The organism is Halomonas denitrificans, assembly GCF_003056305.1.
In the GTDB taxonomy this organism is placed as follows: Bacteria; Pseudomonadota; Gammaproteobacteria; order Pseudomonadales; family Halomonadaceae; genus Halomonas; species Halomonas denitrificans.
This window is the reverse complement of sequence record NZ_PYVX01000001.1, coordinates 1,095,377-1,120,680: the sequence shown is the minus strand read 5'-3', so window position 1 is coordinate 1,120,680 and position 25,304 is coordinate 1,095,377. Positions and strand designations below refer to the sequence as shown.

At 68.5% G+C, this 25,304-nt stretch carries 21 protein-coding genes; 5 read left to right on the top strand and 16 right to left on the bottom strand.

Going from position 1 to position 25,304, the window contains the following annotated elements; genetic code table 11:
- The first annotated feature begins 156 nt into the window (after positions 1 to 156).
- Together acs and C9F13_RS05045 are read left to right on the top strand one after the other, a co-directional pair.
- The gene (gene acs, locus C9F13_RS05050) at positions 157 to 2,106 is read left to right on the top strand and encodes an acetate--CoA ligase (protein WP_108445092.1); all 1,950 of its coding nucleotides are present in this window, start codon (positions 157 to 159) and stop codon (positions 2,104 to 2,106) included.
- 231 nt (positions 2,107 to 2,337) lie between these two features.
- Positions 2,338 to 3,000: a LuxR C-terminal-related transcriptional regulator gene (locus tag C9F13_RS05045; protein ID WP_108445091.1), complete on the top strand. Its 663-nt coding sequence runs from the start codon at positions 2,338 to 2,340 to the stop codon at positions 2,998 to 3,000.
- A gap of 123 nt (positions 3,001 to 3,123) precedes the next feature.
- Here C9F13_RS05045 and C9F13_RS05040 read toward each other — a convergent pair whose 3' ends face one another.
- The 4 genes from C9F13_RS05040 to C9F13_RS05025 form a co-directional block, all read right to left on the bottom strand.
- Positions 3,124 to 7,071, bottom strand: coding sequence for a hybrid sensor histidine kinase/response regulator (locus tag C9F13_RS05040; protein ID WP_108445090.1), 3,948 nt, complete (start codon positions 7,069 to 7,071; stop codon positions 3,124 to 3,126).
- A gap of 69 nt (positions 7,072 to 7,140) precedes the next feature.
- Entirely contained in the window at positions 7,141 to 7,656 is a 516-nt protein-coding gene (locus C9F13_RS05035; protein WP_108445089.1) for a hypothetical protein, read from the bottom strand.
- Positions 7,657 to 7,771: 115 nt separating this feature from the next.
- Positions 7,772 to 9,568, bottom strand: a complete 1,797-nt coding sequence (locus tag C9F13_RS05030) for a sodium:solute symporter family protein (RefSeq protein WP_108445088.1) — start codon at positions 9,566 to 9,568, stop codon at positions 7,772 to 7,774.
- Positions 9,569 to 9,574: 6 nt separating this feature from the next.
- On the bottom strand, positions 9,575 to 9,835 hold the full coding sequence (locus C9F13_RS05025; protein ID WP_108445087.1) for a DUF4212 domain-containing protein: 261 nt from the start codon (positions 9,833 to 9,835) through the stop codon (positions 9,575 to 9,577).
- Positions 9,836 to 10,361: 526 nt separating this feature from the next.
- Between C9F13_RS05025 and C9F13_RS05020 the strand changes: the two genes are divergently transcribed.
- The 3 genes from C9F13_RS05020 (at position 10,362) to ttcA (ending at position 13,867) form a co-directional block, all read left to right on the top strand.
- On the top strand, positions 10,362 to 12,185 hold the full coding sequence (locus C9F13_RS05020; RefSeq protein ID WP_108445086.1) for a putative nucleotidyltransferase substrate binding domain-containing protein: 1,824 nt from the start codon (positions 10,362 to 10,364) through the stop codon (positions 12,183 to 12,185).
- A 49-nt stretch (positions 12,186 to 12,234) separates the two neighbouring features.
- On the top strand, positions 12,235 to 12,861 hold the full coding sequence (locus C9F13_RS05015; RefSeq protein WP_108445085.1) for a 3'-5' exonuclease: 627 nt from the start codon (positions 12,235 to 12,237) through the stop codon (positions 12,859 to 12,861).
- A gap of 94 nt (positions 12,862 to 12,955) precedes the next feature.
- On the top strand, positions 12,956 to 13,867 hold the full coding sequence (ttcA, locus tag C9F13_RS05010; protein ID WP_108445084.1) for a tRNA 2-thiocytidine(32) synthetase TtcA: 912 nt from the start codon (positions 12,956 to 12,958) through the stop codon (positions 13,865 to 13,867).
- 138 nt (positions 13,868 to 14,005) lie between these two features.
- Here ttcA and fnr read toward each other — a convergent pair whose 3' ends face one another.
- The 12 genes from fnr to C9F13_RS17765 all read right to left on the bottom strand — a co-directional run bounded on the left by fnr (position 14,006) and on the right by C9F13_RS17765 (position 25,302).
- Positions 14,006 to 14,749 (bottom strand): fumarate/nitrate reduction transcriptional regulator Fnr, encoded by a 744-nt coding sequence (gene fnr / locus C9F13_RS05005; protein WP_108445355.1) that lies wholly within the window; start codon positions 14,747 to 14,749, stop codon positions 14,006 to 14,008.
- A 108-nt stretch (positions 14,750 to 14,857) separates the two neighbouring features.
- Complete coding sequence (gene hemN, locus C9F13_RS05000; protein WP_108445083.1) at positions 14,858 to 16,186, bottom strand: oxygen-independent coproporphyrinogen III oxidase; 1,329 nt, start codon at positions 16,184 to 16,186, stop codon at positions 14,858 to 14,860.
- A 96-nt stretch (positions 16,187 to 16,282) separates the two neighbouring features.
- On the bottom strand, positions 16,283 to 16,981 hold the full coding sequence (locus tag C9F13_RS04995) for a sulfite exporter TauE/SafE family protein (protein ID WP_108445082.1): 699 nt from the start codon (positions 16,979 to 16,981) through the stop codon (positions 16,283 to 16,285).
- Positions 16,981 to 17,220 carry a cbb3-type cytochrome oxidase assembly protein CcoS gene (ccoS, locus tag C9F13_RS17570; protein WP_170121124.1) on the bottom strand — a complete coding sequence of 80 codons (240 nt, stop codon included), beginning with the start codon at positions 17,218 to 17,220 and terminating at the stop codon, positions 16,981 to 16,983. The genes C9F13_RS04995 and ccoS overlap by 1 nt, the downstream gene beginning before the upstream one ends.
- Entirely contained in the window at positions 17,217 to 19,697 is a 2,481-nt protein-coding gene (locus tag C9F13_RS04985) for a heavy metal translocating P-type ATPase (RefSeq protein ID WP_108445081.1), read from the bottom strand. Before C9F13_RS04985 ends, ccoS begins: the two co-directional genes overlap by 4 nt.
- A complete protein-coding gene (locus C9F13_RS04980) occupies positions 19,698 to 20,210 on the bottom strand; it encodes a FixH family protein (protein WP_108445080.1) in 513 nt (170 codons plus the stop codon). It lies immediately after the preceding gene.
- Entirely contained in the window at positions 20,210 to 21,643 is a 1,434-nt protein-coding gene (ccoG, locus tag C9F13_RS04975) for a cytochrome c oxidase accessory protein CcoG (protein WP_108445079.1), read from the bottom strand. The genes C9F13_RS04980 and ccoG overlap by 1 nt, the downstream gene beginning before the upstream one ends.
- A gap of 142 nt (positions 21,644 to 21,785) precedes the next feature.
- Positions 21,786 to 22,715, bottom strand: a complete 930-nt coding sequence (gene ccoP, locus C9F13_RS04970; RefSeq protein WP_108445078.1) for a cytochrome-c oxidase, cbb3-type subunit III — start codon at positions 22,713 to 22,715, stop codon at positions 21,786 to 21,788.
- A complete protein-coding gene (locus C9F13_RS04965; RefSeq protein ID WP_108445077.1) occupies positions 22,712 to 22,924 on the bottom strand; it encodes a cbb3-type cytochrome oxidase subunit 3 in 213 nt (70 codons plus the stop codon). Before C9F13_RS04965 ends, ccoP begins: the two co-directional genes overlap by 4 nt.
- 2 nt (positions 22,925 to 22,926) lie before the next feature.
- On the bottom strand, positions 22,927 to 23,535 hold the full coding sequence (gene ccoO / locus C9F13_RS04960; RefSeq protein ID WP_108445076.1) for a cytochrome-c oxidase, cbb3-type subunit II: 609 nt from the start codon (positions 23,533 to 23,535) through the stop codon (positions 22,927 to 22,929).
- A 23-nt stretch (positions 23,536 to 23,558) separates the two neighbouring features.
- Positions 23,559 to 24,983: a cytochrome-c oxidase, cbb3-type subunit I gene (gene ccoN, locus C9F13_RS04955; protein WP_108445075.1), complete on the bottom strand. Its 1,425-nt coding sequence runs from the start codon at positions 24,981 to 24,983 to the stop codon at positions 23,559 to 23,561.
- Positions 24,984 to 25,176: 193 nt separating this feature from the next.
- Positions 25,177 to 25,302, bottom strand: coding sequence for a hypothetical protein (locus C9F13_RS17765; RefSeq protein ID WP_281261061.1), 126 nt, complete (start codon positions 25,300 to 25,302; stop codon positions 25,177 to 25,179).
- Between the last annotated feature and the right edge of the window lie 2 nt (positions 25,303 to 25,304).

The window sequence follows — 25,304 nt, the reverse complement described above, 5'->3', positions numbered from 1 at the left end:
GTTATGAAAAAGAAATTTGATCATACCAATGTCTAAAGGGAAGGCCGCGTCGGGACGTATATGCTTGGGGCAGTTTTATGGAGTCGGCTCGTCCAACAACAACGCGGCCGGCATCATCCACCTGGAGGGCGCACCCTCCCGGACAGAGGCATATCCATGACCGAGCATCAGAACGTCTACCCGGTAAGCGACGACTTCGCCGCCAAGGCCAACGCCGACAAGGCCACCTATCAGGCCATGTACCGGCAGTCGGTCGACGACCCACAGGGGTTCTGGGGCGAACAGGCCAAGCGCCTCGACTGGTTCAAGGCGCCCACCAAGATCAAGCACACCTCCTTCGACGCCCACAACGTGGATATCCGCTGGTTCGAGGACGGCACCCTCAACGCCAGCGTCAACTGCCTCGACCGTCACCTCGAGACCCGCGGCGACCAGCCGGCGATCATCTGGGAGGGCGACGATCCCAAGGACGACAAGACCCTCACCTACCGTGAGCTCCACGAGCAGACCTGCCAGCTGGCCAACGGCCTGAAGGAGCTGGGGGTCGGCAAGGGCGACGTGGTCACCCTCTACATGCCGATGATCCCCGAGGCCGCCATGGCGATGCTGGCCTGCGCCCGCATCGGCGCCGTGCACTCGGTGGTGTTCGGCGGCTTCTCGCCGGACGCCGTCGCCCAGCGCGTGGTCGGTGCCCAGTCCAAGCTGATCATCACCGCCGACGAGTCCGTGCGCGGCGGCAAGCAGGTGCCGCTCAAGGACAACGTCGACGCCGCCCTGACCCGCGACGGCACCGAGGTCTGCCAGAACGTGCTGGTGGTCAAGCGCACCGGCGGCGAGATCGACTGGAAGGAGGGCCGCGACGTCTGGTACGAGGACGTCGTCTCGAAGCAGTCCACCGACTGCCCGGCCGAGGAGATGAACGCCGAGGATCCGCTGTTCATCCTCTACACCTCCGGCTCCACCGGCGCGCCCAAGGGCCTCAAGCACACCACCGGCGGCTACCTGCTTCACGCCGCCCTGACCCACCGCTACGTCTTCGACTACCAGGACGGCGAGGTCTACTGGTGCACCGCCGACGTGGGCTGGGTCACCGGCCACAGCTACATCGTCTACGGCCCGCTGGCCAACGGCGGCACCACCCTGATGTTCGAGGGCGTGCCCAGCTACCCGACCCACGGCCGCATGGGCGAGGTCGTCGACAAGCACAACGTCAGCATCCTCTACACCGCCCCCACCGCGGTGCGGGCGCTGATGGCCCACGGCGACGACGTCATGGCCTCCAGCAAGCGTGACAGCCTGCGCCTGCTCGGCTCGGTGGGTGAGCCGATCAACCCCGAGGCCTGGGAGTGGTTCCATCGGGTGATCGGCAACTCCAAGTGCCCGATCGTCGACACCTGGTGGCAGACCGAGACCGGCGGCATCATGATCGCCCCGCTGCCCGGCGCCACCGACCTCAAGCCGGGCTCCGCGACCCTGCCGTTCTTCGGCGTGATGCCGGCGCTGGTCGACAACGAGGGCAACGAGCTCAAGGGCGCCACCGAGGGCAACCTGGTGATCCTCGACTCCTGGCCGGGCCAGGCGCGCTCCATCTGGGGCGACCACGACCGCTTCGTGCAGACCTACTTCTCGACCTACAAGGGCATGTACTTCACCGGTGACGGCTGTCGCCGCGACGAGGACGGCTACTACTGGATCACCGGCCGCGTCGACGACGTGCTCAACGTCTCCGGCCACCGCATGGGCACCGCCGAGATCGAGTCCTCGCTGGTGGCGCACGAGGCGGTGGCCGAGGCCGCCGTGGTCGGCTTCCCCCACGACATCAAGGGGCAGGGCATCTACATCTACGTGACCCTGGGCGACGGCTACGAGGAGAGCGACGAGCTCAAGAAGGAGCTGACCCAGTGGGTGCGCAAGGACATCGGTCCGATCGCCTCGCCGGACGTCATCCAGTGGGCGCCGGGCCTGCCCAAGACCCGCTCGGGCAAGATCATGCGCCGCATCCTGCGCAAGATCGCCGCCAACGAGTGCGACGGCCTGGGCGACACCAGCACCCTGGCGGATCCCTCGGTGGTCGACGAGCTGATCGAGCACCGCGCCAACCGCTGAGGGCAGTGCCCCGGCAGGGTAGCCACGACCGAGCCGGCCCCACGGGGCCGGCTTCTTCGTGTCGGGGCGACGGGTGGTCGCGGCGGGCGGCAGTGACCGGCGTGATGATCCGGGCCTCATTGTTTCCCGGCTCTTGGGAATCGCCTGGGGCATGGGGTAACATGCGATAACAAATCGAGAGCCCAGCGTGGCGGTCGTCGGTCCGCCGCCCGAGGAACCGGAGGAAGATCCATGGCCTTTGCCCAGAAATTCATCGTTGCCGATGACCATCCGCTGTTCCGTGCGGCCCTGACCCAGGCCCTGCGCCAGCTGGCGCCCCAGGCCGAGATCGTCGAATCCGATACCATGGAGGCCACCACCGACGTGGTCACCCGGCATCCCGATGCCGACCTGATCCTGCTGGACCTGCACATGCCGGGGGCCCACGGCTTCTCCGGCCTGATCCAGCTGCGCGGCCAGACCCCGGACATCCCGGTGGCGGTGGTCTCGGGTAGCGACGAGGTCCACGTGGTGCGACGCGCCATCGACTATGGAGCCTCGGGCTTCATTCCCAAGTCCTCGTCGCTGCAGCTGATCGCCGAGGCGGTGGGCGAGATCCTCGACGGCGAGGTGTGGCTGCCGGCCGAGATGGCCGAGGCCCTGGGCGAGGCCAACGAGGACGAGACCAAGTTCGCCGAGGCGATCGCCTCGCTGACCCCCCAGCAGTTCCGGGTGCTCAACATGCTCACCGAGGGGCTGCTCAACAAGCAGATCGCCTACGAGCTCAGCGTCTCCGAAGCGACCATCAAGGCCCACGTCACCGCCATCCTCCGTAAGCTCGGCGTGCACTCCCGCACCCAGGCGGTGATCGCCGCCCAGAAGCTCGAGGTGGAGCCGCCCAAGGTCGAGTCCTGACCCGGGCCGACCCCCGCCCCGCACGCCCGACCACGCCCCGCCGGATCATCTCCGGCGGGGCGTGTCGTTGTGGGGAGCATCATCGATCGGGCGTCGTCGCGGCCCTACTAGTATCAGGCGTGTCTAGGAGTGTCGCTCCGCGCGACTGGCCTGCAGGGTGCGGGTGAGCAGGGCGCGCAGGGCGGCCGGGCGCACCGGCTTCAGCAGCAGCTGGTAGCCCGCTCGCTTGATCTCCTCGGCGACCTCCTCGGTGCGGTCGGCGGTGATCACGATGCCCGGGACGGCCTCCTCCAGCCGGTCGCCGAGGGCCTCCAGGGCCATCAGGCCGGTGACCTCGTTGTCCAGGTGGTAGTCGGCGAGGATCGCGTCCGGGCCGCCGTCGAGGTGGCGCAGCACCGACTTGGCGCCGCCGATGGTGGTGGCGGTGAAGACCTCGCAGCCCCAGCCCGAGAGCATCGCCTTCATGCCCTCGAGGATCAGCGACTCGTTGTCGATGCAGAGTATTCGCGTGCCGTCGAGCTTGTTGCCGGCCCGCTTCGGCGCGGCGTCCTCGGCCTGCTGGGTGGGCGTGCGCGGCGCCACCGTCGGCACGCTGACCGAGAACATGGTGCCCAGCCCCTCCCGGGAGCGCACCCGGATGGGGTGGTCGAGCACCCGCGCCATGCGATCGGCGATGGAGAGCCCGAGCCCGAGGCCCTTCTCGCTCTCCTTGTGGCGGGTGGTCTGGTCGAGGCGCCGGAACTCCTGGAAGATCTCCGCCTGCTTGGCCTCGGGAATCCCCGGGCCCGAGTCCCACACCTCGATGGTGAGGCGGTCGCCGTGGCGGCGGCAGCCCAGCAGCACGCGGCCCGCCTGGGTGTAGCGGATGGCGTTCGACAGGAAGTTCTGGACGATCCGGCGCAGCATCTGGGGGTCGCTGTCGACCCACTGGCCGGTCGGCACCACCACCAGGTCCAGGCCGCGCTCCTCGGCCATCACCGCGAACTCGGCGCGCAGCGGGCGGATGATGTCGGCCAGGGCGAAGTGGCTGCGCCGCGGGGTCAGGGCGCCGGCATCGAGCTTGGAGATATCGAGCAGGGTGCCGAGCAGCTCCTCGGCGGCCTGCAGGGAGTTGTCGATATGGCCGATGGTGCGCTTCATCTCCTCGGCGTCCATCTCCTGGGCCAGCGCCGAGGTGAAGAGCCGTGCGGCGTTGAGCGGCTGCAGCAGGTCGTGGCTGGCGGCGGCCAGGAAGCGCGTCTTGGAGGCGTTGGCGTCCTCGGCGAGCTGCTTGGCCTGGCGCAGGGCCAGCTCGGCCTCGGCGCGCACCCGGTTCTCCTGGCGCAGCGCGGCGTTGGCCTCGGAGAGCGCCTGGGTGCGCTCGCGGACGCGCTCCTCGAGGGTCTCGTTGGTCTCCTTCAGCGCGATCTCGGCGCGGCGCCGCTCGGTGATGTCCTGGTAGAGGGCGAAGAAGCCCAGTATCGCCCCGCTGTCGCCGAAGTGCGGGGTGTAGGTGACCAGCATGTAGCGCCGCGCCTCGCCGATGGGCAGCGAGACCTCGAAGTTGACCCGCTCGCCGGCCAGGGCGCGCTCGATCCAGGGCGCCCGCTCGCGGGCCATGTCGGGAGCGATCACCTCGTCGACGCGCTTGCCGATCACCGCGTTGCGGTCGATGTCGAAGGCCTGCTCGTAGGCGCGGTTGGTGAAGAGGTAGCGACACTCCTTGTCGAAGTAGGCGATCAGCGCCGGCACGTTGTCCGTGTAGATGCGGATGTTGTTCTCCGAGCGGATCAGCGCCTCCTCGATGCGCTTCTGCTGGGTGATGTCCTGGTAGGTGTAGACGAAGCCGCCGCCCGGCATGGGGTTGCCCTGCACCTCCAGCACGCTGCCGTCCTGGCGGTAGCGCACGTAGCGGTGGGGCTGGCCCTCGCGGATGTTGTCGATCAGCAGCCGCACGTGCTCCTCTGGGTCGCCGGGGCCGTACTCGCCGTTGTGGGCGTTGTAGCGGAAGATCTTGTCCATCGGCGCGCCGACCCGGATCAGGTGGTCGGGGAAGCGGAACAGCTCCAGGTAGCGCTGGTTCCAGACCACCAGGCGCAGGTTCTGGTCCACCACGCTGATGCCCTGGTTGATGTTCTCGATGGTGGCCTGCAGCAGGGCGCGGTTGAACTCCAGCACCTGGGAGGCCTCGTCGACGATCGAGATCACGTCCGAGATGCCGATGCCGCGGCCCTGCAGGGCGGAGTTGACGACGATCCGCGCCGAGGAGGCGCCGAGCACCGAGGCCAGGAAGCGCTCGGTGAACTGGATGACGTCGATGGAGGCCCGGGTGTTGTCCTCCAGCGGCTTGCCGGTGCGCCGGGCGTAGTCGTCGAAGGCGCGGCTCACCTGGCCGGCGCCGAGGAAGCGCTCGCACAGCACCTTCAGGTCGCCCACGGTGGTGGCGCCGGTCCAGGGACGGTTCACCGAGGTCTGGCGGGTCTCGACGCTGTCGACGAACAGCGAGGCCTGGATGCGCTCGACGACCCGCTGCGGAGTCATCTGGGAGACGAAGATATAGCAGAAGAGGTTCACCCCCAGCGAGAGCATCACGCCGTGGGTGAAGCTGTCGCCGACGTTGAGGCCGAACAGCGAGGTGGGGGCGAGCCAGGCGATGTTCAGCGGGCCGCCGTCGGCCCAGTCGAGGGGCAGCACGCCGGTGCCGATCATGGTCGGCATCAGCAGGCTGTAGGCCCAGATGGCGAAGCCGGCGTTCATGCCGACGATCACCCCGAGGCGGTTGCCGCGCTTCCAGTAGAGGCCGCCGATCAGCGCCGGGGCGAACTGCGCCGCGGCGGCAAACGACAGCATGCCGATATTGGCCAGCGAGCTGAACTCGCCGATCATGTGGTAGACGCCGTAGGCCATCGCCAGGATCACCACGATGGTGATGCGCCGGGCGCGCAGCACCAGGCGGCCGTAGTCGCGGGGCTTGGTGTCGAACCAGCGCAGGCGGAACAGCGCCGGGATGACGATCTCGTTGGAGATCATGATCGAGACCGCCACGGCGGCGACGATCACCATGCCGGTGGCCGCCGAGAAGCCGCCGATGAAGGTTAAAAGCGTCAGCCAGACGTTGTCGGCCGCCATCGGCAGGGCGAGCACGTAGGTGTCGGGCTCGATGCGGCTCTCGGAGAAGACGGTCAGGCCGGCCGCGGCGATGGGGATGACGAAGAAGGCGAAGGCCAGCAGGTAGAGCGGGAAGAGCCAGCGCGCCTTGGTGGCGTCGTCGCGGTGGATGTTCTCGACCACCGCGACGTGGAACTGGCGAGGCAGGCAGAGGATCGCCAGCATCGCCAGCAGCGTCTGGGCCCAGAAGCTCTGGCCGAAGTCCTGGTCGGCGAGCTGGCGCTGCAGCGCCAGCTGCTCCTCGGCGCGGCCCAGGAGGTCGCCGAGGCCGTCGAACATGCCCCAGGTGACGTAGGCGCCCAGCGCCAGGAAGGCCACCAGCTTGACCAGCGACTCGAAGGCCACGGCGTGGATCAGCCCCTCGTGGTGCTCGGTGGCGTCGGTATGGCGGGTGCCGAAGAGGATGGCGAAGGCCGCCATCACCAGCGCCACGTAGAAGGCGGTGTCGCCGAACAGCGGGGCCCGGGTGATGTCCGAGGCCGCGGTGATCACGCTGAAGGAGGTGGCGACCGCCTTCAGCTGCAGGGCGATGTAGGGCAGGGTGCCGATCAGCGCCACCAGGCTCGCGAAGGCCGCCAGCGACTGGGTCTTGCCGTAGCGCGAGGCGATGAAGTCGGCGATGGAGGTGACGTTCTGGTGCTTGGCGACGCGGATCATCTTGGCCAGCACCGGCCAGAACAGCAGCAGGGTGAGGATCGGCCCGACGAAGATGCTGGCGAACGACCAGCCGGAGGTGGCGGCCTGGCCCACGGCGCCGTGGAAGGTCCAGGAGGTGCAGTAGATGGCCAGCGCCAGGCTGTAGATCACCGGGCGACGCCGGCTCGCCCCGTGCTGGCGCGCGTGGCGGTCGCCGCGCCAGGCGATGGCGAACAGCACCGTGATGTAGAGCAGCGAAACGACGATCAGCAGCCAGCCGGCGAACATGCACTCAACTCCCTTCCGAAGGTGCCCATTCTAGGGCAAGGCCGGCGCGCGGGGCAGCCGCTACAGGGCTCAGGCCCGTGGGCAGAGGACCCGATAGAGCGGGGCGGCGGCGTCGAGGCGGCGCATCGCCTCGGTGACGGGCGTGCGCGCCTCGCCCTCGAGGGGCAGCATCTCCCGGGTCGCGCAGTTCATCAGCCAGGCCTGGTGGCTCACCTGGTCCACGTACTCCTTCTCGAAGCGGTAGAGCAGGAACTCGACCAGCCGCTCGTCCTGGGCCCGCTTCACCGAGAGCTGGTCCGGCTCGACGATGGTGAAGGCCGTGGTCATCGGGAAGAGGAAGGTCCAGGGGCGCCAGAAGACCTGGCTCTCCTCCACGTCGACCACCTCGGCCGACTCGGGCAGCTGCTGGCGCTTGTGCTCGAACCAGGAGTACTCGTTGTGGATCTGGTAGGCCAGCATGCCGAGGCCGGCGCAGACGGGGACGATCCAGCGCGGCAGGCGCTTGCCGCTGGCCAGGCGCAGGATCAGCCCGATCCCCGCGGCGCCGAGGCCGGCGAAGACCGCCGCAATCAGGTGCCAAATCATAGATCATTCATCCTTAAAGCAATCGGGCTTCCCTGAGGAAGCCCGATCGGGTGAGGTTCCCTGGCCCGGACTGGCCGGGCCAGGGGGCCATTATGGCCCAGAAGGTCCTGAGACGTCAGTGCCCGGTCGCGACACCTGCGCCCTTGGGATAGCGAACGCTCTCCACCAGGTCCTGGATCTCCTGCGGAGGCTCCTCGGTGGCGTTGGAGACGGTGAAGGCGACCGCGAAGTTGAAGATCGCGCCCACCGCGCCGAAGGAGAGCGGCGAGATGCCGAGGATCCAGTTGTCCGGCGTGTTGGGCAGCATGTTGGTGCCCGGAATGAAGAACCAGCCCAGGTAGGTGAAGATGTAGAGCAGGGTCGCGACGAGGCCGGTCAGCATGCCCGCGACGGCGCCCCGGTTGTTCACCCGCTTGGAGAAGATGCCCATCATCAGCACCGGGAACAGCGAGGCACCGGCGATACCGAAGGCCAGCGCCACCGTCTGCGCCGCGAAGCCGGGCGGGTTCAGGCCGAGGTAGGTCGCCAGCAGGATGGCGCCGGCCATGGAGATGCGTGCCGCCAGCATCTCGCCCTTCTCGGTGATCTTCGGGTTGATCATGGTCTTGATCAGGTCGTGGCTGACCGCCGAGGAGATGGCCAGCAGCAGGCCGGCGGCCGTGGAGAGCGCCGCGGCGATGCCGCCCGCCGCGATCAGGCCGATGACCCAGCTCGGCAGGTTGGCGATCTCCGGGTTGGCGAGCACCAGGATGTCGTTGTTGACGTTGAGCTCGCTGCCGTTCCAGCCGCGCTCGGCGGCGGTCTCGGCGAAGGCCTCGTTGCCGTCGTTGTAGACCTGGATGCGGCCGTCGTTGTTCTTGTCCTCGAACTGGATCAGGCCGGTCTCCTCCCAGGTGCGCACCCACTCGGGACGCTCCTCGTAGCGGATCGGGTTGGTCGCGGCGTCCTCATAGCTCTCGACCTGGCCGGCCATGTCTGGATAGACGGTGGTCATCAGGTTGAGGCGTGCCATGGAGCCCACGGCGGGGGCGGTCAGGTAGAGCAGGGCGATGAAGACCAGGGCCCAGCCGGCGGACCAGCGCGCGTCGGCCACCTTCGGCACGGTGAAGAAGCGGATGATGACGTGGGGCAGGCCCGCGGTACCGACCATCAGCGACAGGGTGAAAAGCACCATGTTGAGCTTGTTGTCGACGTCGGCCGTGTAGTCGCGGAAGCCGAGCGCGTTGACCACGTCGTCGAGCTTCTCGAGCAGCGGCACGCCGGACTCGGTGTGGGTGCTGAACATGCCCAGCCCCGGGATCGGGTTGCCGGTCAGCTCCAGGGCGATGAACACCGCCGGGATGGTGTAGGCGATGATCAGCACGATGTACTGGGCGACCTGGGTGTAGGTGATGCCCTTCATGCCGCCGAACACGGCGTACAGGAAGACGATGAAGGCGGCGATCCAGATGCCCCAGGTGTTGCTGACCTCGAGGAAGCGCGAGAAGGCGACGCCGGCACCGGTCATCTGGCCGATGACGTAGGTGATCGAGGCGACGATCAGGCAGATCACCGCGACCAGGCGGGCGGTGTTGCTGTAGAAGCGGTCACCGATGAAGTCCGGCACCGTGAACTTGCCGAACTTGCGCAGGTAGGGCGCCAGCAGCATCGCCAGGATGACGTAGCCCCCGGTCCAGCCCATCAGGAAGGTGGAGTTGGCGTAGCCCCCGGAGGCCAGCAGGCCGGCCATGGAGATGAAGGAAGCGGCGGACATCCAGTCGGCGGCGGTGGCCATGCCGTTGGTGACCGGATGCACGCCGCCGCCGGCGACGTAGAAGTCCTTGGTCGACCCGGCGCGGGCCCAGATCGCGATGCCGATGTAGAGGGCGAACGAGGCCCCTACGAACAGCAGGTTGATGGCAAACTGACTCATGCTGGCTTACTCCCCGAGTCCGAACTGTTTGTCGAGACGGTTCATCTTCCAGGCGTAGAAGAAGATGATGCCGATGAAGGTCAGGATCGATCCCTGCTGGGCGAACCAGAAGCCCAGGTCCGTTCCTCCTACTGGAATGCCAGCCAGCAGCGGGCGAAACAGGATGGCGCAGCCGTACGACACGAAGGCCCAGACGATCAGGCACCCCGTGATGAGGCGTACGTTCGCCTTCCAGTAAGCAGCGGCATTAGACTTATCGTCTGCCATAGTGTTGCTCTCCACTTGTTGTTGAGATTGGAAAGTTGCCCGGAGCGTTTGCATCACTCATCAGGACAGTCGTGCCGACGGAACAGCCTCGATGGCGGCGTCTGAGCCGGCTGTCATCGGGTCGCCCGCGGCCGGTCGTCGTGAAGGCTCGACGCGGGAATGCCCTGTATGGCTCATGCACAATACTGGGCAGCAAATGCCTAAAATAAATCCCAGACTTTCGTATCATGAAGCCGCATCGTTCCAGGGTCATTTTGGCAAGTCGCTTTTAATCAAGGGGTTGCGGCTTTATTTAGCAGCTAGTGCTGGGTACTTCGAGGGGCGCATAGGACGATGGTATAGCCCGACAATGGCAGCGGATCGAGGGGCGGTGGAGCCCGGTGTTTGACCATGGTCGAAGGCGACCAGGTTAGGACGATTGTCTAGGTCTTTATGCCGCACCGACTTTGCTATCTTGAAGGCTTGCTGGACGCCGAGTGCGCCGAGGTCAGCGGGGTGGTGAACGCCGCGCAACGAGGACAGCCCCATGGTCGATGTAGAACTCTCCCATCCCCCCTTCACCTTCCTCGACGATGAGGGCCGCGAGCGGGTTCGTCGCAGCATCGACCTGGCCTATTACGACCGCGAAGAGACCATCCTCGATGCCGGCCAGGCCGGGGAGTACCTGTTCCTGATCCACAAGGGCGAGGTCGCCGAGCTGGACCCGACCCTGCCCGGCGCCCAGTCGCATATCGGCCACTACACGGCCGGCGACCTGTTCGGCGCCATCAGCATCCTCAACGGCAAGAGCCGCTATCGCTTCCGGGCCGAGCAGGAGAGCCTCTGCTACCTGCTGCCCAAGGGGGTTTTCAAGCAGCTCTGCACGGCCTATCCGGCCTTCGCCGAGTTCTTCCGCCAGCGCCTGGCCCAGAAGACGCGCCTGCTCACCGAGCGCCGCGCCGAGGGCGGCGTGACCATGGCGGGCTTCATGCTGGCCCGTGTCAGCGAGTGCATGCGGCCGCCGCTGCTGGTGGCGGCCACCACCAGCATGGCCGAGGCGGTGCATACCCTGAACGACAGCCACGCCGACAGCCTGCTGGTCGAGGGCGAGCAGGGGCCAGGCATGGTCACCAAGACCGACCTGCTCAACGCCCTGGTCCTCGAGGGCCTGACCCAGCAGAGCCCGGTGAAGGACGTGGCGCACTACGCGCTGATCACGGCGACGCCCCAGCAGTACCTGTTCGAGGTGCTGGTCCAGATGACCCGCTGCAAGGTCGAGCGGGTCGTGGTCATGGAGGGCGAGCGGCCCTGCGGGGTGGTCGAGCTGACCGACGTGCTCAGCTACTTCTCCAGCCGCAGCTACGTGGTGAGCCTGCAGGTGGAGCAGGCCAACAGCCTGGAGTCGCTGGCCGCCGCCAGCCGCCGCACCCCGGAACTGGTCAAGGCGCTGATGGCCCAGGGCGTCAAGCTGCGCTTCGCCATGGGACTACTGGCCGCGCTCAACGGGCGCATCATGAACAAGGCCTGGGGCTTTCTGATCGACGAGAAGTATCACGACCAGAGCTGCCTGATGGTGATGGGCAGCGAGGGGCGCGGCGAGCAGATCCTGAAGACCGACCAGGACAACGGCCTGATACTCGCCGACGACCTCGACTGGCCCGACTGCGCGGCGCAGATGCAGCGCCTCACCGAGACGCTGATCGAGCTGGGCTACCCGCCCTGTCCCGGCGACATCATGGTCTCCAACCCCGAGTGGGTGGGCACCGAGAGCCAGTGGCGCGGGCGCATCGCCCAGTGGGCGGCGAAGCGCGACGGCGAGAGCCTCATGCGCCTGGCCATCCTGCTCGACGCCCACGCGGTGGCCGGCAACGCCGCGCTGCTCTCGCGGCTGCGCGAGGAGCTCTTCGAGCGCTGCAGCCGCGACGAGATCCTGCTTTCCTACTTCGCCCGCACGGCGCTGCGCTTCTCCACGCCGCTGACCCTGTTCGGGTCGTTGAAGAAGCCCCAGCACGGGGTCGACATCAAGAAGGGCGGCATCTTCCCCATCGTCCACGGGGTGCGCACCCTGGCGCTCGAGCGGCGCATCACGGCCACCTCGACGCTGGAACGGCTCGAGGCGCTGGTCGCCGACGGCCGCCTGGAGGAGCGCTTCGCCGAGGACCTGGGCGAGGCCCTGTCGCTGTTCACCGAGCTGAGGCTTCGCCAGCAGCTCGCGCGCCTCGACGACCCAGAGGGCAAGGGCGAGGCGCCCGACCGGGTGGTGGTGCAGGAGCTCTCCTCCCTGGAGCGGGACCTGCTGCGCGAGGCCCTGCATATCGTCAAGGAGTTCAAGCAGCGCCTGTCCCACCGTTTCCACCTCGAGTACTCCTGACCCGCGACCCGCTCGCTTCCGTTCACCACGACACCCGGAGGTTCCAACGATGCTCAGGGCCCTGCGCCGCGCCGCCGATCGACGCCGTCAGGCACACGGCGATCACGGCTGGCTCTTCACGCCCTATACCGGCGAGGAGCTGGTCGCCATCGACTGCGTGACCACCGGCCCCGACCCGCGTCGCGCCGAGCTGTTGTCGCTGGCGGCGGTGCGCCTGCGCGGCGATAGGGTGCTGACCAGCGACTCCCTCGACCTGCGGCTGGCGCGTCCCGCCAGCCTCTGCGGCGACTCCATCCGCCTGCACGGCCTGCGCGGCATCGACCTGGCCGACGGGGCCGGCATCGACGAGGCCCTGGCGCAGTTCCTGGACTTCGTCGGCAACCGCCCGCTGATCGGCTGGCGCCTGGATGACGACCTGACGCTGCTCAACCGCTACCTGCGGCCGCGCTTCGGCTTCGACCTGCCCAACGCCAGCATCGACGTGGCCCAGGCCTACTATCGCCGGCTGCGCCGTCAGCACCCCGAACTCGCCACCCGGCCGCGCTTCGAGGAGGTGGCCGAGCGCCTGGGGGTGCCAGTGATGGGACGACACACGGCGCTGGGCGATGCCGTGACCGCGGCGCTGATCCACCTGCGCCTGACCCGTGACGCGCTCGGGGTCGAACGCTTCTGCTGATCCCGCGCCGCGCGCGGGCGCGCGTCGCCTGTCGGCGGCGAGGATGGTAGGATAGCGCCCGCCATTTCCCAGCCGCCCAGGCAGCGCCGAAACCATGCCAGACGCCCTGATGTTCGATCCCCGCGACACCGCCCCGCGGCCCGTCGCCGACCCCGCGACCCCTTCCGACGAGACCGACGCCGCGGAGAAGCGCGCGTTCAACAAGCTGCAGAAGCGGCTGCGTCGCCAGGTGGGCAACGCCATCATCGACTACGGGATGATCCACGAGGGGGACCGGGTGATGGTCTGCCTCTCGGGGGGCAAGGACAGCTACACCCTGCTGGAGATCCTGCGCAGCCTGCAGCGCAACGCGCCGGTGAACTTCTCCCTGGTGGCGGTCAACCTCGACCAGAAGCAGCCCGGCTTTCCCGAGCACGTGCTTCCCGAGTACCTGGAACAGCTCGACGTCGAGTACCACATCCTCGAGCGCGACACCTACTCGGTGGTCAAGGAGAAGACCCCCGAGGGCAAGACCACCTGCGCGCTCTGCTCGCGGCTGCGGCGCGGCTCGCTGTACGGCTTCGCCGAGGAGATCGGGGCGACCAAGGTGGCCCTCGGGCACCACCGCGAGGACATCCTCGAGACGCTGTTCCTCAACATGTTCTTCGGCGGCAGCCTCAAGGCGATGCCGCCCAAGCTGCTCTCCGACGACGGCAAGAACATGGTCATCCGGCCGCTGGCCTACTGCCGGGAGGCCGACATCGCCGAGTTCGCCCGCCGGATGGACTTCCCGATCATCCCCTGCAACCTCTGCGGCTCCCAGCCGAACCTGCAGCGCCAGGTGGTCAAGGAGATGCTGGCCGAGTGGGAGGTCAAGCACCCGGGACGGCTCGAGAGCATGTTCAAGGCGGTCACCAACGTGGCGCCCTCGCAGCTGGCCGACCGGGAGCTCTTCGACTTCGCCGGCCTCGAGGAGAAGCAGGCGCGGCTCAACGCCGACCGCATCGCACTGCACAACGAGCCCTAGGCGGCAGGGAGCGTCGGTCAGGCGCCAGAGCAAGACGCGATGGCAGGGCGAGAGGGCCGGTCAGACCTCCATGAAAAAACCCCGGCGACCGAGGCGGTCAGCCGGGGTTTTTGCGTCTCGGGGTGGGCGGGCGCCCTCTCAGCGGCAGCCCTCCTGCTCGGCCACCTCCAGCAGCGCCTCCAGATCGAGGATGTTCACCTCGCGGCCGGAGACGGCCACCAGCCCCTGGCCCTGGAAGCGGCTCAGGATGCGGCTGACGGTCTCCACCGCGAGCCCCAGATAGTTGCCGATGTCGGCCCGGGACATGGAGAGCCGGAAGCTGTAGGGCGAGTAGCCGCGCCGCCGGAAGCGGTCGGAGAGGCTGGCGAAGAAGGTCGCCAGGCGCTGGTCGGCGGTCTTGCGCGACAGCAGGCGCATCATGCGGCGGTCGTCGCGCATCTCCTTGCTCATGCTGCGGTAGAGCTGGCCGCGCAGCTCCGGCAGCGACTCGGAGAGGGTGTCGAGGCGATCGAAGGGGATCTCGCAGACCGTGGTGGTCTCCAGCGCCACCACCGTGCCGGGGTAGCGCTCCTCGTCGATGCCGTCGAGGCCCACCAGCTCGCTGGGCAGGTAGAAGTTGGTCAGCTGGTCCTCGCCGCTGCCCTCGGTGGTCACCTGCTTGAGGCTCCCCGAGCGCACCGCGAAGACGCTGGTGAAGGGGGTGCCCTGGCGGAACAGCGCCTCGCCCTTCTTCAACGGCGGCCGGCGGCGGATGATGGCATCGAACTGATCCATGTCCTGCACTTCGAGCGCCAGCGGCAGGCAGAGCGAGCTCAGGCTGCAGGTCTGGCAGCGTGTCTCGTTCAGCAGGGCGCGGCGCCTGCCGGTTGCGGGGTCGGGCATGCTCTCCTCCATGGATGGTGGCTCAGTGCTCATTATGGGGGATAGTCGCCCACCGGCAAAGCACCGCGTCACGCCGCGCCGCTGACCTTGGCGTTCAGGGTGCGTCGGTCAGGGCTCGGCGGGATAGGCGTCGAAGGTCGCCGCCAGCTGATGGATGACCAGGCGCCCGGTGGGAGTCACGCGCCAGCGCGGGCCCTGGCGCACGACCAGTCCCTGCGGCTCGGCCCGGGCGAGGCGCGCCAGCGGCTCGGCGAGATGGGCCTCGGCGTCGAGGCCGAAGGCCTCGCCGAGGGCCGCCAGGTCGAGCTGGAGGTCGCACATCAGCTGCTCGATGGCGGCGCAGCGCAGCCGGTCGTCCAGGCTCAGCCGATGGCCGACGGCGGTGGGCAGCTCGCCCCGGTCCAGGGCCGCCTCGTACGCCTCGAGCCTAAGCGGGTTGCGCACGTGCAGCGTCTCCAGGCGCGAGACCGCCATGACGCCCAGGCCGACCAGGTCGTGGCGCTGGCGTCTGCCCTCGAGGGCCCCGGCCAGGCGGTCGTTGCCCCGCACGAAGCGGTCGTGGCCGAGATGCACGTAGCCCGCGGCGGCGAGCATCTCGATGGCCGCCTGCAGCATCGCCCGGGCCTCCTCGGGGGCGGGCAGGTCCGCCGGGCGGATCTGGCGCTGCCGGGGGAAGCGCTCGGGCTGGTGGCGGTAGTGGAACAGCGACAGCCGCGACGGGGCCATGGCGATGACCTGCTCGAGGGTGGCGACGACGCCCTCGAGGGTCTGGCGGGGCAGGCCGAGGATCAGGTTCAGGTTCACGGAGGCGAAGCCCAGCCGGTCCGCCTCGTCGAGCAGCTGCTCGGTCAGGCCGCGGCCCTGCTCGCGGTTGATCGCCCGCTGGACCTCGGGGTCCAGGTCGAGCACCTCCAGGCTCAGCCGGTTGAAGCCCAGCGCCTCGAGGTGGCGCAGGGTGAGGACGTCGGCCTCGCGGGGATCGACCTCGATGAGGTACTCCCGGTCGCGATCGGCGGCGAGCCGGAAGCGGGCGTCCAGCCGGTCGATCAGGTCGCCCATCTGGTCCAGGGTCAGGAAGGTCGGTGTGCCGCCGCCCCACTGCAGGGCGCGGACCTCCCGCCCCGGGTCCAGGTGTCGGCTGACCAGCACCATCTCGCGATCGAGGCGGCTGAGGTACGCCTCGGCCAGCCGGGTGTCCGAGGTGGTCACCGGCCGGCGGGTGCAGTGAAAGCAGGCCTGCTGGCAGAAGGGCAGGTGCACGTAGAGCGACAGCGGGCGCGCCGCGGCGTTGCTCTCCTCGAGTGCCCGGCGGTACGCCTCGGCGCCGATGCCGTCGCCCATCGCCTGGGGCGTGGGATAGAAGGCATAGGCGGGAGCCGGCGAGGCCGCCGCGAAGGGAACGTCGCTACCGGATGCGGTAAACGCGCGAGCGGGCATGGTCGGCCCTCCGGAGGGAAACATGCCTCCATGCTAGCGAGGCGCCCGTCGGAGCGCGTTGAGCTGCGTCAAGCGAAGCCGCGATCGGCGGGGCGCTCAGTGCATCGACGCGCCGGGCAGCAGCGTCCACAGCTGCCAGAGGGCGAAGGCGATGATCGAAAGTGCGGCCAGCGTGCGGGTCGCCGGGTGGCGGATCAGGGTGCCGAGCTGGCGCGCGGCGAGGCCGGTGGCCAGCAGGGCCGGCAGGGTGCCGAGGCCGAAGGCGCCCATCAGCGCCGCGCCGCGCAGGGGATCGGCGATCGCCAGGCTCCAGGCGAGCATCGAGTAGACCAGCCCGCACGGCAGCCAGCCCCAGACCGCGCCCAGGGCGAACGCCTGGGGCACCCGGACCACCGGCATCAGCCGCCGCCCCACGGGCTCGAGATGGCGCCACAGCCGCCTGCCGACCGCTTCGACCTTGAGCAGCCCCTTCCACCAGTTGGCGATGTAGAGCGCCATCAGGATCAGCATCACCGCGGCCAGCGCCTGGAGCCCCAGGCGCGCCTGGGGGCTCAGGGCGATCAGGGTGCCGAGGCTCGCCGCCAGGGCGCCGGCCATCATGTAGCTGGCGATGCGGCCCAGGTTGTAGCCGAGCAGCAGCCCCGAGAGGCGGGCGGGACTGCGCATGCTGGGCGGCACGGCGAAGGTCAGGGCGCTCATGATGCCGCCGCACATGCCGATGCAGTGGGCGCCGCCGAGCAGGCCGAAGACGAAGGCCGCCGCCAGCGGAGGAAGGTCGAGGCCGGTGGGATCCATCAGTCGCGGCGGCCGTCGTCGCGGCGGTCCTCGTCGCGGGGCGCGCCGGCATCGGGATCGGCGCTGGAGGAGTCGCGCGGCTGGCGCGGACGGTCGTTCTCGTCCTCGTCGAAGAGGATGCGGTAGGCGGGCCCCTCGAGGTCCTCGAACTGGTCGTGGCGAACGGCCCAGAAGAAGGCCCAGACCGCCAGTCCCAGCAGGATCAGCGAGAGGGGGATCAGCAGGTAGAGGATGTTCATGCGTTCACCAGCCTGGAGGAGTCGGCGCCGGCCGGCCGCTCGGGTCCGGCGCGGGTCAGGCGCAGGGCGTTGCCGACCACGACCAACGAGCTCGCCGACATGCCGATGGCGGCGAGCCAGGGGGGCACGAAGCCCATCGCCGCCAGGGGCAGCGCCGAGACGTTGTAGATCAGCGACCACGCCAGGTTCTGGCGGATGATGCGCCGGGTGGCGCGGCTGGTCGCGACGGCCTCGACGATACGCCCCAGCCGCGGACCGAGCAAGACGGCGTCGGCGCGGGTGCGGGCGAGGTCGGTGGCGCCGTTCATGGCGATGGCCACGTCGGCCCCGGCAAGCACCGGCACGTCGTTGATGCCGTCGCCCACCATGGCCACCCGCTCGCCGGCGGCCTGCAGCGCCTGGATGCGCGCCAGCTTGTCCTCCGGGGAGGCCGTCGCCTGCCAGGTCGCGATGCCGAGGCGCCGGGCCATGGCCGCCACCGCCGACTCGGTGTCGCCGGAGAGCAGCTCCACCGCGAGGCCGCGGGCCTCGAGGGCCGCGACGGTCTCCCGGGCATCGTCGCGCAGGCGGTCGTGGAGGCGGAACCAGGCGCGGGGGGCGCCCTCCTCGGTCAGCAGCAGCCACTGGCCCTCGTCGGGCATCTCGGGCGTTGCCTCGGGGGCGGCGAAGGCGGGCGTGCCGAGCCGCCAGTGACGCCCCTCGATGCGGCCCTCCAGGCCCTGGCCGGGGCGGCTCAGCACCCCGTCGGCGCCGAGGCCGGCCTCGCGGAACGGGCGGAAGGCGCGGGCGATGGGGTGCTCGGAGTGGGCCTCGAGGGCGGCCGCCAGGGCGCGGGCGCGCGCCTCGTCCAGGGCGTCGCCGAGCGGGCGGGTCTCCACCAGGCTCATCTCGCCGCTGGTCAGGGTGCCGGTCTTGTCGAAGATCACCCGATCCAGCTGCGACAGCGCCTCCAGGGCGTCGGCGCGGGTGATCAGCACCCCGCGGCGGTGCAGCCGGCCGTGGCCGGCGGTCAGCGCCGTGGGCGTGGCCAGCGCCAGGGCGCAGGGGCAGGTCACTACCAGCACCGAGAGGGTGACCCAGAGCGTGCGCTCGGGGTCGATGAACCACCAGGCGATGGCCACGGCGACGGAAATCAGCAGCACCTGCAGCACGAAGTGGTGCGCCATGCGCGCCGCGAGCTGGGCGATGCGCGGCCGGCTGGCGAAGGCGCGGTCGGTGAGATCGACGATGCCGGCGACCCGGGCCTCGGCCCCGGCGTGGGTGACCCGCACCGTCAGCGGGCTCTCGATGTTCTGGCTGCCGCCGGTGACGCGGTCGCCGACGCGGCGGGTCACCGGCAGGTACTCGCCGGTGAGCATCGACTCGTCGAGGCTCGACTCGCCACTCTCGATGATCCCGTCGGCCGGCACGCCGTGGCCGGGCTTGACCAGCACCCGGTCGCCGGCGGCGAGCTCGCTGGAGGGCAGGATGCGCTCCTCGCCCGTCTCGGTGAGGCGGATCGCCGAGAGCGGCAGGGCGCCGGAGAGGGCGTTACCGCTGTGGCCGCTGCGGCGCCGGGCGCGCACCTCGATGTAGCGCCCGAAGAGCAGGAAGAAGGTGAACATCGCCACCGAATCGAAGTAGACGTCGCCGTGGCCGATGATCACCGCGTAGCCGCTGGCCAGGTAGGCGCCGCCGATGGCCAGGGACACCGGCACGTCCATGCCCAGGGTTCGGGTCCTGAGGTCGCGCAGGGCATTGGCGAAGAAGGGCTGGGCCGAGAAGAGCACCACCGGGGTGGCCAGGGCGAAGGAGAGCCAGTGGAAGAGGGCGTCGAAGTCGGCGCTGATCTCGCCGGGGTCCGCCACGTAGATCGGGATCGAGAACATCAGCACCTGCATCATCGCCACCGCAGCGACGATCAGCCGGCGCACGTTCATGCGCTCTTCGTGCTGCAGCCGGCTCTGGGCCGCATCGGGCTCGTAGGGCTGGGCCGGGTAGCCGATGGCGGCCATCTCGGCGAGGATCCGCGACAGCGCCACCCGCGCGGGGTCCCAGCTGACCCGCAGGCGATGGTGGGAGAGGTTGACGGCGCTGGCCTCGATGCCGTCGAGGGCGTTGAGGCGGTGCTCGATCAGCCAGGCACAGGCCGCGCAGGTGATGCCGTCCACCGCCAGGGTGGCATGCACCCCGCCGCCCTCGGCCTCGGGGTGCACGAAGCGTGCCTGCAGGCCGGGGTCGTCGAACACCGCCCAGGTCTCGGCGTGCACCGCCTGGCGATCGTCCGGCCGCTCGGGCAGCTCGGTGCGAAAGCGGTAGTAGCTCGCCAGGCCCCCGTCGACGATGGCGTGGGCCACGGCCTCGCAGCCGGGGCAGCAGAGCGGCCGGCGCTCGCCGTCCAGGGTGATCGACCAGGGGGCGTCGGAGGGCACCCGGCTGCCGCAGTGGTAGCAGCCGGCGGCGTCGCGGGTCGGGGCGGGCGTGGCGGTCGCGGTCATCTAGATGCCGGGGGAGAGCGAGATCTCGCCTTCCGTCGGGAAGGTCGCCTCGCCGGTCAGGCGCCATTCGGCGTCGCGGCCCTCGGCCGGCTGCAGGTGCAGGTACCAGCGATATTCGAGCGTCTGGTCGATCGACGTCACGTAGCGCCCGTCGCGCACGTGCTCGAGCACCAGCGAGCGGTCGCGGCTGCTCTCGGTGGGGAAGATCAGGTCGAGATAGAGCCGCGCCGGCTGGCGCTCGCCGGCCAGGTCGATGACGATGTCGCCGGTGCGCGGGTCGGCGCGCATGACGGCCTCGAGGCCCAGCGCCCGGGCGTGCTCCTGCTTGGCCAGCTGCTCGTTGATGGCCAGCCCCTCCTTGTAGTAGTCCTGCTCCACCGTGCCGTCGTAGAAGTGGATCGACAGCACCAGGTAGGTGACGCTGAAGGCCACCGACGAGGCCAGCAGGCCGATCAGGAACCACGGCCAGAACTGCTTGTACCAGGGGGGGATGCTTTCCGGTTCCGCACTCATCAGCGGGTCTCTCCTAGGAAACGGCTGTCACGTTCGATGGCGATGTCGGCATCCGTCGCCTCGACGCGCAGGATGATCTCGGCGCTGGGCCGGTCGATGGATTCGGGGGGCACGCTGGCCTGGACCACCAGCTGGCGCGATTCGCTGGCCGGTACGCTGATTTCGTGGGTGTCGAGGGTCAGGCCGGGCAGGCCGGAGGCCGACAGCCGGTAGTCGTGGGGCCGGTTGTCGAGGTTGCGCACGGTGATGGTGTAGACGTTGCTGATGCGCCCGTCGCGGGTCATCTGGAACAGCTGGGTGCGCTCGCGCTCGACGTCGAAGCCCAGCGGCGTGCGGTCGGCCACCGCCCAGGCGAAGACGCCGATCATCACCAGCAGTGCGGCCAGATAGCCCATCAGGCGCGGACGCAGGATATGGGTCGGCTTGCCCTCCAGGGCGTTCTCGGTGGTGTAGCGGATCAGCCCGCGGGGATAGCCCATCTTGTCCATCACGCTGTCGCAGGCGTCGATGCAGGCCGCGCAGGTGATGCACTCGTACTGCAGGCCGTCGCGGATGTCGATTCCGGTGGGGCAGACCTGCACGCAGAGGTCGCAGTCGATGCAGTCGCCATGGCCGGCGGCGCGCGCCTGCTCGTGGCTCAGCGTCTTCTTGCGCGGGCCGCGGGGCTCGCCGCGGGCGCTGTCGTAGGAGACGATCAGGGTGTCGCGGTCGAACATCACCGACTGGAAGCGGGCGTAGGGGCACATGTAGATGCACACCTGCTCGCGCAGCCAACCGGCGTTGAGGTAGGTGAAGACCAGGAAGAAGCCGACCCAGAAGTAGGACCAGCCGTGGGCCTCGAGGGTCGGCAGCTCCACGACCAGGTTGCGGATCGGCGTGAAGTAGCCGACGAACGTCACGCCCGTGGCCAGCGCGATCAAGAGCCACACGGCGTGCTTGGCGCCCTTGCGCCACAGCTTGTCGCGGGTCATGGGCTGCTTGTCGAGCTTGATGCGGCGGTTGCGCGAGCCCTCCAGGCGATGCTCGACCCAGATGAACAGGAAGGTCCAGACGCTCTGCGGGCAGGTGTAGCCGCACCAGACGCGCCCGGCGAACACCGTGATGAAGAACAGGCCGAAGGCGCAGATGATCAACAGCCACGAGAGCAGCATGAACTCCTGGGGGTAGAAGGTCGCCGAGAAGATGTGGAACTCCCGGCCGGGCAGGTCGAACCACACCGCCGGGCGGTCGCCCCAGGGCACCCAGGGCAGCAGGAAGAAGCCCAGCATCAGGGCCCAGTTGGCGCTGCGGCGCAGGCGCTGGAAGAATCCCTTGATCTCGCGGACGTAGATGTGCCGCCGACTCTCGTACATGTGCTGGGTGACCGCCTCGTTCGGCGCGTGGTGCTGCACCGGATCCGGGGTGACGTCGTGGGTCGGGATCTTCTCGCTCATGGCAGGCTCGTGGCTGGCAAGGAGGGGAGGGCCGTCGGGGGTACCCCGCTGCGGGTGCCCGACATTGTATCGGGGAGGCCGCATAACGAGAAAGGGTGCGACCGGAGGCCGCACCCTTGGCATGCCGTCGTCAGGCGCCGGCTCAGTCCTCGCGGCTCAGGCCGTAGACGTAGGCGGCGACGAGGTGCACCTTGTCCTCGCCGATGTAGGCGGCCTGGGCCGGCATATGGCCGTTGCGGCCGTTACGCAGGGTCTGGCGCACCGAGTCGGCCAGCGACTGGTCCGGCGCTTTATAGAGCCAGGCGTCGTCGGTCAGGTTGGGCGCGCCCAGGGCCTGGTTGCCTGTGCCGTCGGGCATGTGGCAGGCGGCGCACACCGAGGCGAACACGCTGGCACCCTGCTCGGCCCGCTCGGCATCCTCGGCGTTGCCGGAGAGCGAGAGCACGTGCTGGGTGACGTTCTCGATGTTCTCGCTGCCCAGCTGCTGCCAGGAGGGCATCAGGCCGTTACGCCCGTTGGTGAGGGTCTGGACGATGTTTTCCGGCGCGCCGCCGTAGAGCCAGGCGTCGTCGGTGAGGTTGGGGAAGCCGTAGCCGCCCTTGGCGTTGGAGCCGTGGCAGATCGCGCAGTTGTTGAGGAAGATGCGCTCGGCGACCTGCATCGCCTCGGCGTCCTGGGAGAGTTCCGGGATCGGCACCTCCTGGTACTGGGCGAAGATCGGCGCGAAGCGCTCCTCGGCGCGGGCGACCTCCTCCTCCCACTGGCTCTCCTGGCTCCAGCCCAGCAGGCCGGCGAAGTTGCCGAGGCCCGGGTAGAGGACCAGATAGCCCAGCGAGAAGATCACGGTGCCGACGTAGAGCTGGAACCACCAGCGCGGCAGCGGGTTGTCGTACTCCTCGATCCCGTCGGCGGCATGGCCCGTGGTGTCGACGTTGCCTTCGGCGTCCGGGGTCTTGTCGGTCTTGCGGTTGGCGAAGAGCAGCCAGGCGCTGATGCCGATGGTCCCCAGCGTGATGACGATGATCCAGGTGCTCCAGAAGCTGGAAAGGGAGTCACCCCAAAAATTGTTCATGTGTTCCTCTCTCCCTTGTCGTGTCGGGAATCGGCCTCTCGGGAGGCATTCTGGTCACGGTGCGGCGGTTCATCCTCATCGGCGAAGGGCAGGTTGGCCGCCTCGTCGAAATCCGGCTTGCGTCGCTTCGAGTAGGCCCACATCGTGAGCCCCGCGAAGCTGATGATCAGCAGGATGATGATCACCCCGTTGACGATCCCGTTATCCATGATCAGCGCGAATCCTTGAGCACGGTGCCGAGCTGCTGCAGGTAGGCGACCAGAGCGGTGATCTCCCGCTCGCCGCGCACCTCCTCGCTGGCGTTGGCAATCTGCTCGTCGGTGTAGGGGACGCCCAGCTTCTGCATGACGCGCATCTCGTCGTCGATGCGCTCGCCGCTCAGCGTGTTCTCGAACAGCCACGGGTAGGCCGGCATGATCGACTCCGGCACCACGTCACGCGGGTTGTAGAGGTGCGCGCGGTGCCAGTCGTCGCTGTAGCGGCCGCCGACGCGGGCCAGGTCCGGCCCGGTGCGCTTGGAGCCCCACAGGAAGTTGTGCTCGTAGACCTGTTCGCCCGCGACGCTGTAGGGACCGTAGCGCTCGGTCTCGGCGCGGAAGGGGCGCACCATCTGCGAGTGGCAGCCGACGCAGCCCTCGCGACGGTAGACGCCGCGACCCGCGAGCTCCAGGGGGGAGAGAGGCTCGAGGCCCTCGACCGGCTCGGTGGTCTGCTTCTGGAAAAACAGCGGCACGATCTCCGCCAGGCCCCCGAAGCTGATCACTACCAGGATCAGCACGGCGAGCAGACCGACGTTCTTTTCGACTATCTCGTGTCTCATTGGTGTCTCGTTCCCTGGTTGGCTCAGGCGGTCTGCGGAATCGGCTGACGGGCGCCTTCACCGCGCCGCACGGTCATGTACACGTTGAAGGCCATGATCAGCATGCCGGCCACCCAGCACAGGCCACCGATCAGACGCACGATGTAGCCCGGGCCGCTGGCCTCGACGGACTCGACGAAGGTGTACATCAGGGTGCCGTCGGGGTTCACGGCGCGCCACATCAGGCCCTGCAGGATACCGTTGACCCACATGGCGGCGATGTAGAGCACGGTGCCGATGGTGGCCAGCCAGAAGTGCACGGCGATCATCCCCACCGAGTGCATCTCGGTGCGGCCGAACAGGCGCGGGATCAGGTGGTACATGGAGCCGATGGTGATCATCGCCACCCAGCCCAGGGCGCCGGCGTGAACGTGACCGATGGTCCAGTCGGTGTAGTGGGAGAGCGCGTTGACGGTCTTCACCGCCATCATCGGCCCCTCGAAGGTGGACATGCCGTAGAAGGAGAGGGCCACCACCAGGAAACGCAGGGTCGGGTCGGTGCGCAGCTTATGCCAGGCGCCGGAGAGGGTCATCATGCCGTTGATCATGCCGCCCCAGGAGGGCGCCAGCAGGATGATCGAGAGCACCATGCCGAGTGACTGGGTCCAGTTGGGCAGCGCGGTGTAGTGCAGGTGGTGCGGGCCGGCCCACATGTAGACCATGATCAGCGCCCAGAAGTGGACGATGGAGAGACGATAGGAGTAGACCGGACGCTCGGCCTGCTTGGGCACGAAGTAGTACATCATCCCCAGGAAGCCGGCGGTCAGGAAGAAGCCCACCGCGTTGTGGCCGTACCACCACTGGGTCATCGCATCGATGGCGCCCGAGTAGATGGAGACCGAGAAGGTCGAGGTCACCGGGATCGAGGCGCTGTTGACGATGTGCAGCACCGCCACGGTGATGATGAAGGCCGCGAAGAACCAGTTCGCCACGTAGATGTGGGAGGTCTTGCGCAGTTTGATGGTCCCCAGGAAGACGATGGCATAGCTGATCCAGACCACGGCCAGCAGGATGTCGATCGGCCACTCGAGCTCGGCGTACTCCTTGGTGCTGGTCAGGCCCAGCGGCAGGGTGACCACCGCGGAGAGGATCACCGCCTGCCAGCCCCAGAAGGTGAAGGCGGCCAGCTTGTCGGAGAACAGTCGCACCTGGCAGGTTCGCTGCACGACGTAGTAGGAGGTGGCGAAGAGCGCCGAGCCGCCGAAGGCGAAGATCACGGCGTTGGTGTGCAGGGGGCGCAGGCGGCCGAAGCTCGTCCACGGCAGTCCCAGGTTCAGTTCCGGCCATACCAGCTGCGAGGCGAGGACGACACCGAGGGCCATGCCCACGATGCCCCACACCACCGTCATGATCGCGAACTGCCGAACTACCTTGTAGTTGTAGGTCGGGTGTTCAAATGCTGTGCTCATGTCAGGTTCCCATCGAACGCGGTTTGGGGGTGTCCCGCGGCATTCTGCCTCGGGGGGACCTCCGCAGGATGATGCAGGTCTTTAACCAAAGGTGATTCTAGCGCAGGCGTCCGGCAAGCTGAACACGCCAATGTGTTGATTTATGAACTCAAGGAGGCCTAAATTGTCGGACTGTTTTTGTCGGGATTTGCCGTCAATCGACCGCGCTTCCCTGACCCGACGACTGCTCGATGGCGAGCAGGGATGCTGGAATATCGAGGGCCTTGGCCCGCTGGAAGTGCGCGGCGAAGGCCGTCTTGGACGGCTGCTTATCGGCCACGG